Annotated in this window: 5 protein-coding genes and 1 pseudogene; 4 read left to right on the plus strand and 2 right to left on the minus strand. The window is 59.4% G+C overall.

Annotated features, from left to right (window positions below; translation table 11 throughout):
- Positions 1 to 43 precede the first annotated feature (43 nt).
- Positions 44 to 346 (plus strand): annotated as a pseudogene (locus C7I87_RS34795) (Tn3 family transposase); the annotation flags it as partial.
- 196 nt (positions 347 to 542) lie between these two features.
- Here C7I87_RS34795 and C7I87_RS34800 read toward each other — a convergent pair.
- Entirely contained in the window at positions 543 to 791 is a 249-nt protein-coding gene (locus C7I87_RS34800; protein ID WP_149908446.1) for a hypothetical protein, read from the minus strand.
- Between the two features lie 77 nt (positions 792 to 868).
- On the opposite strand from C7I87_RS34800, the gene C7I87_RS34805 reads away from it, so the two are divergent.
- From C7I87_RS34805 to C7I87_RS34815, 3 genes are all read left to right on the plus strand, one after another.
- Positions 869 to 1,114, plus strand: a complete 246-nt coding sequence (locus C7I87_RS34805) for a hypothetical protein (RefSeq protein ID WP_149908447.1) — start codon at positions 869 to 871, stop codon at positions 1,112 to 1,114.
- A 145-nt stretch (positions 1,115 to 1,259) separates the two neighbouring features.
- Positions 1,260 to 2,159, plus strand: a complete 900-nt coding sequence (locus C7I87_RS34810) for a DUF1259 domain-containing protein (RefSeq protein ID WP_188394125.1) — start codon at positions 1,260 to 1,262, stop codon at positions 2,157 to 2,159.
- Positions 2,160 to 2,261: 102 nt separating this feature from the next.
- Entirely contained in the window at positions 2,262 to 3,434 is a 1,173-nt protein-coding gene (locus C7I87_RS34815) for an MFS transporter (protein ID WP_149908450.1), read from the plus strand.
- Positions 3,435 to 3,529: 95 nt separating this feature from the next.
- Here the strand turns inward: C7I87_RS34815 and C7I87_RS34820 are convergent, their stop codons facing one another.
- Entirely contained in the window at positions 3,530 to 3,766 is a 237-nt protein-coding gene (locus C7I87_RS34820; protein WP_149908448.1) for a hypothetical protein, read from the minus strand.
- Positions 3,767 to 3,824 lie beyond the last annotated feature (58 nt).

Below are 3,824 nucleotides of genomic sequence, written 5' to 3' on the forward strand. Positions count from 1 at the left end.
TGGCAGACGATGAGGCCCTGCTCCTCGATATAGGGGTCGGAACTTCCGTGAGCGAGGCGAAATCCGTGACCGATCGTTCGAAAGCCAGGTCTTCCGCGCGTCCGGCCTCAATCTCGTCGCTCGTCGTCAGCGCAATTGTGCCCTGGAATACTGTCTATCTCGACAGTGCTGTCGTGCATCTGAGGCAAGCGGGCAAACATAGTCCGACACGCTGCTGAAGCACATCTCGCCGCTCAGTTGGGAACACATCAACCTTACAGGCATCTATACCTGGGATACCGAGCATCAAATGGCCGAAAGCTTCCGGTTGTTCAGACTGCCCGCGCGCCGACTTCGCGCAGCTTGATGTTCATGCTTCGTTCGGTCTTAGCGTGGCTGGGAAAGCAGATCTTGTTCCGACCCCAAGATGCAAGCAATCCACATCGCCGAATTCCAGGTCTTACTAGATCATGAGGCGCGCTTCGTGGGGATAATGCGGCGAAAGTAGCCAAGTTGACGACACCAGTGGCCCGGGGCTGCTCAGGTGCCCGGCCCTATTTCTTCTAAAGCCCGAAAGAGGCTGGAAAAGGGTTCGTGTCATACCCCAGGCGCGGCTCTGGATTGGCTTTTGTGTCAGTGTGCGGCGTTGCAACAGTGCCAGTTGCACCACAGTCCAGTTTTGCTGCCTTGGCGGCCTTGATCGACAGACCAGCACACGCGTTGACAGTGACGGTTGCTTTCTTCCTTTCGTGCGCCAGGGCGGCACTCGACACGGTAAGGACAAGCGCCGCGCAAACGAGAGCGATTTTCATTGGGAACTCCCTTTTTAGCCATAGCTAATAGAAAGTTAACGCAACGTCATCTGCCCGTCAATCAAGGTGGTTAAAGGATGTTAAAGGATGACGTCACGTGCCGCCATCCCCTCTACAATTACTCTACCCAGCTCGTCATTGAGGCGCTTGGCGCCAGCCTGGGGCTCGACCACGGCGCCATGCATAATGGTGAGAGCGTGCCTGTCAATGTCTGCACCGCGCACGATGGCGGCAATCGTCACAATGACGCGGTCGCGATCAAACCCGCATTTGGTGTCAAAGCTGCAGCCGTCGCCAACACAGCAACACCGGCGACATCATAGGGCGAAACACACAGCTGGCCTCCGGCGACAAAGCGGCGGGCTAACCGGCTGAGTGCTTATCACGACTCCGCGAGCACTCCGGTGTTTCGGGACCGCAGACGTTTTCCATTTGGGCACCTGGGGCTGAGCACAGGAGCAAATAACCATGCATGCAAAAATTGTAGCTGGCCTCGCTCTCGGGGCCTGCCTTGGATTAGTCCAACCCTCCCTCGCCGCACCTGATTGGAAGGCGGTCGCGCAAGCCCTCGGGAAATCGGGTACGGAGATGCCAGGGGGCGTTTACCGGGTCGGGCTGCCTCGTTCCGACTTGAAAGTCAGTCTCGACGGGGTGGAACTCAAACCGGCCTTGGCGCTCGGCTCGTGGCTCGCGTTCAAAGCCATGGGCGATCACGACGTCATGGTGATGGGAGATCTCGTGTTGACCGAACCAGAGATCAGCCCGGTAATGATGAAATTGATCGAAAGCGGTATCGAGATCACTGCACTCCATAATCACCTGCAGAGGGCCCAACCGCAGACGATGTACATGCACGTGTTGGGGCATGGCGATCCGGAACAATTGGCCGCCGCGCTGCATTCAGCCCTGCAGGAGGGTGCGACTCCGCTTTCTGCCGCGCCGGCGAGTACCGCTGCTGCTTTCGAGCCAATTGATCTCGATACGTCGATCATCGACCAGGCGCTTGGTCACAAGGGCAAGGTCAATGGCGGGGTCTATCAGGTCAGCATCCCGCGCGCGGAGACCATCAAGGACGATGGCATGGAAGTGCCGGACGCAATGGGTTCTGCGATTGCCATTAACTTCCAGCCTACCGGCAGCGGCAAAGCCGCGATCACCGGCGATTTTGTTCTGGTCGCCTCTGAAGTGAACCCGGTGCTGAAAGCCTTGCGCGAAAGTGGTATAGAGGTAACGGCCGTGCATAACCACATGCTCGATGATCAACCTCGGCTGTTCTTCATGCATTTCTGGGCAAATGACGATGTTGGCAAGTTGACCAAGGGGCTGAAGCTGGCGCTCGATCAAGTGCACCTAAGAACGGGCATCTGACCTTTGACACAATCCCTTCAAAAGTCCGAAGGGAGCCACGTTGGCCCGGGCGGTCTCGAGCAGCAGCCCGGTCACGAGAGGAAAGGCGGCGGCGCCGCGGACATTTACGCGGCGCGGGCCTTTCGAGACTTTGGCGATGGCTTTGCGGCGGTGCTGTTGCCGGTATACTTGGCTACAATCGGGCTAGGACCTCTCGAGATTGGCTTTGTCGCCACCGCCGCACTCCTTGGTTCGGCGCTACTGACGCTCGGCATCGGGTTCTTGGCGGTGCGGGCAGACCTGCGCAGCTTGCTCGTAGCTTCATCCGGCCTGATGATCGCGACCGGGCTGGCCTATACGCAATCGAGCACATATGCACTTGTTCTGCTCGCGGCCTTCCTGGGCACAATCAATCCTTCGTCGGGAAGCGTGAGCATCTTCGTTCCGCTGGAGCATGCGGTCCTGTCGCGGTTCGTTGCGGATGCGGACCGCACGAAGGCATTCGCACGCTACAGCCTGTTGGGTGCCCTGGCGGCAGCGTTTGGCGCCCTTGCTGCAACCAGCCCCGATTTCCTGGTGACGATTGGGATTTCGCGGCTTACGGCCCTGAGGGCAATGTTTGTCCTCTATGCATCTCTCGGCGTGGCGGGAAGCCTGGTGTATGCGCGCATTCCAGTCGGCCCGAGAACCTCTCCTCAGGAGCGGCCCGCCGCGACGCTTGGGCCGTCGCGTGCCATCGTCTACAAGCTGGCGGCCTTGTTCAGCATCGACGCATTTGCCGGCGGGTTCGCTGTGCAGTCGCTCATGGCCTTGTGGCTGTTCAGCAAGTTCGGGCTCTCGCTTTGGGCCGCAGGGATGTTCTTTTTCTGGTCTGGTGTTTTGTCGGCGGTTTCATTTCCGGTCGCCGCGTGGCTATCGAAGCGCATCGGGCTCGTCAATACGATGGTGCTCACTCACATCCCGTCAAGCATTTGCTTGATCTTGGCCGCCTTGGTGCCGAACCTCCACGCCTCGCTAGCGTTTCTTCTCGCACGCGCAGCACTATCCCAGATGGACGTGCCGACCCGCTCATCATATGTGATGGCGGTCGTCACGCCGCCGGAGCGGCCGGCGGCGGCGAGCGTCACGTCTGTTCCACGCAGTCTAGCCGCGGCCGCGAGCCCGGCCATTGCCGGAGCGCTGTTTGCTGCCGGGTTCGAAGCGTGGCCGCTCGTGATCTGCGGTGTCCTCAAAATCCTCTATGACTTGGCCTTGCTCTGGGCGTTCCGCCACATTAAGCCGCCGGAAGAGCGATGAGCCGCGCAACTCTGTGCGACTGCAACTCCGATGTCCGCAGCGTGAACCTATCGTTCAAGCTGCCGTGATCTGCCAGACGGCGACGCCGGCAAGAACTATCCCTGCCGCACCTTCGATACCGAGGAAATAGTGGCGAAAAGGCGTGGCCGGCGTTCGAAGTTGTGCACCAGCCGTTCGCGGAAAAGGATCGACAAAATCACCACCGTGGACAGGGTCAGCGCCACCCCGGTCATCATCGTGACGGCAAAGAGCAGTCCCGCGACAGGGACTCCCTTCGATATCGCGAAGATCATCACGAAGGGCGTCAATAGGCACGGGATCAGGCCGGCCATTTAGCCGACGGCTTCGCCTTTTCGCCGACTATTTTCGAAAGCCGTGCGGCAATGCTAT

It is taken from the genome of Mesorhizobium sp. SARCC-RB16n (genome assembly GCF_008520305.1).
Taxonomy (GTDB): domain Bacteria; phylum Pseudomonadota; class Alphaproteobacteria; order Rhizobiales; family Rhizobiaceae; genus Mesorhizobium.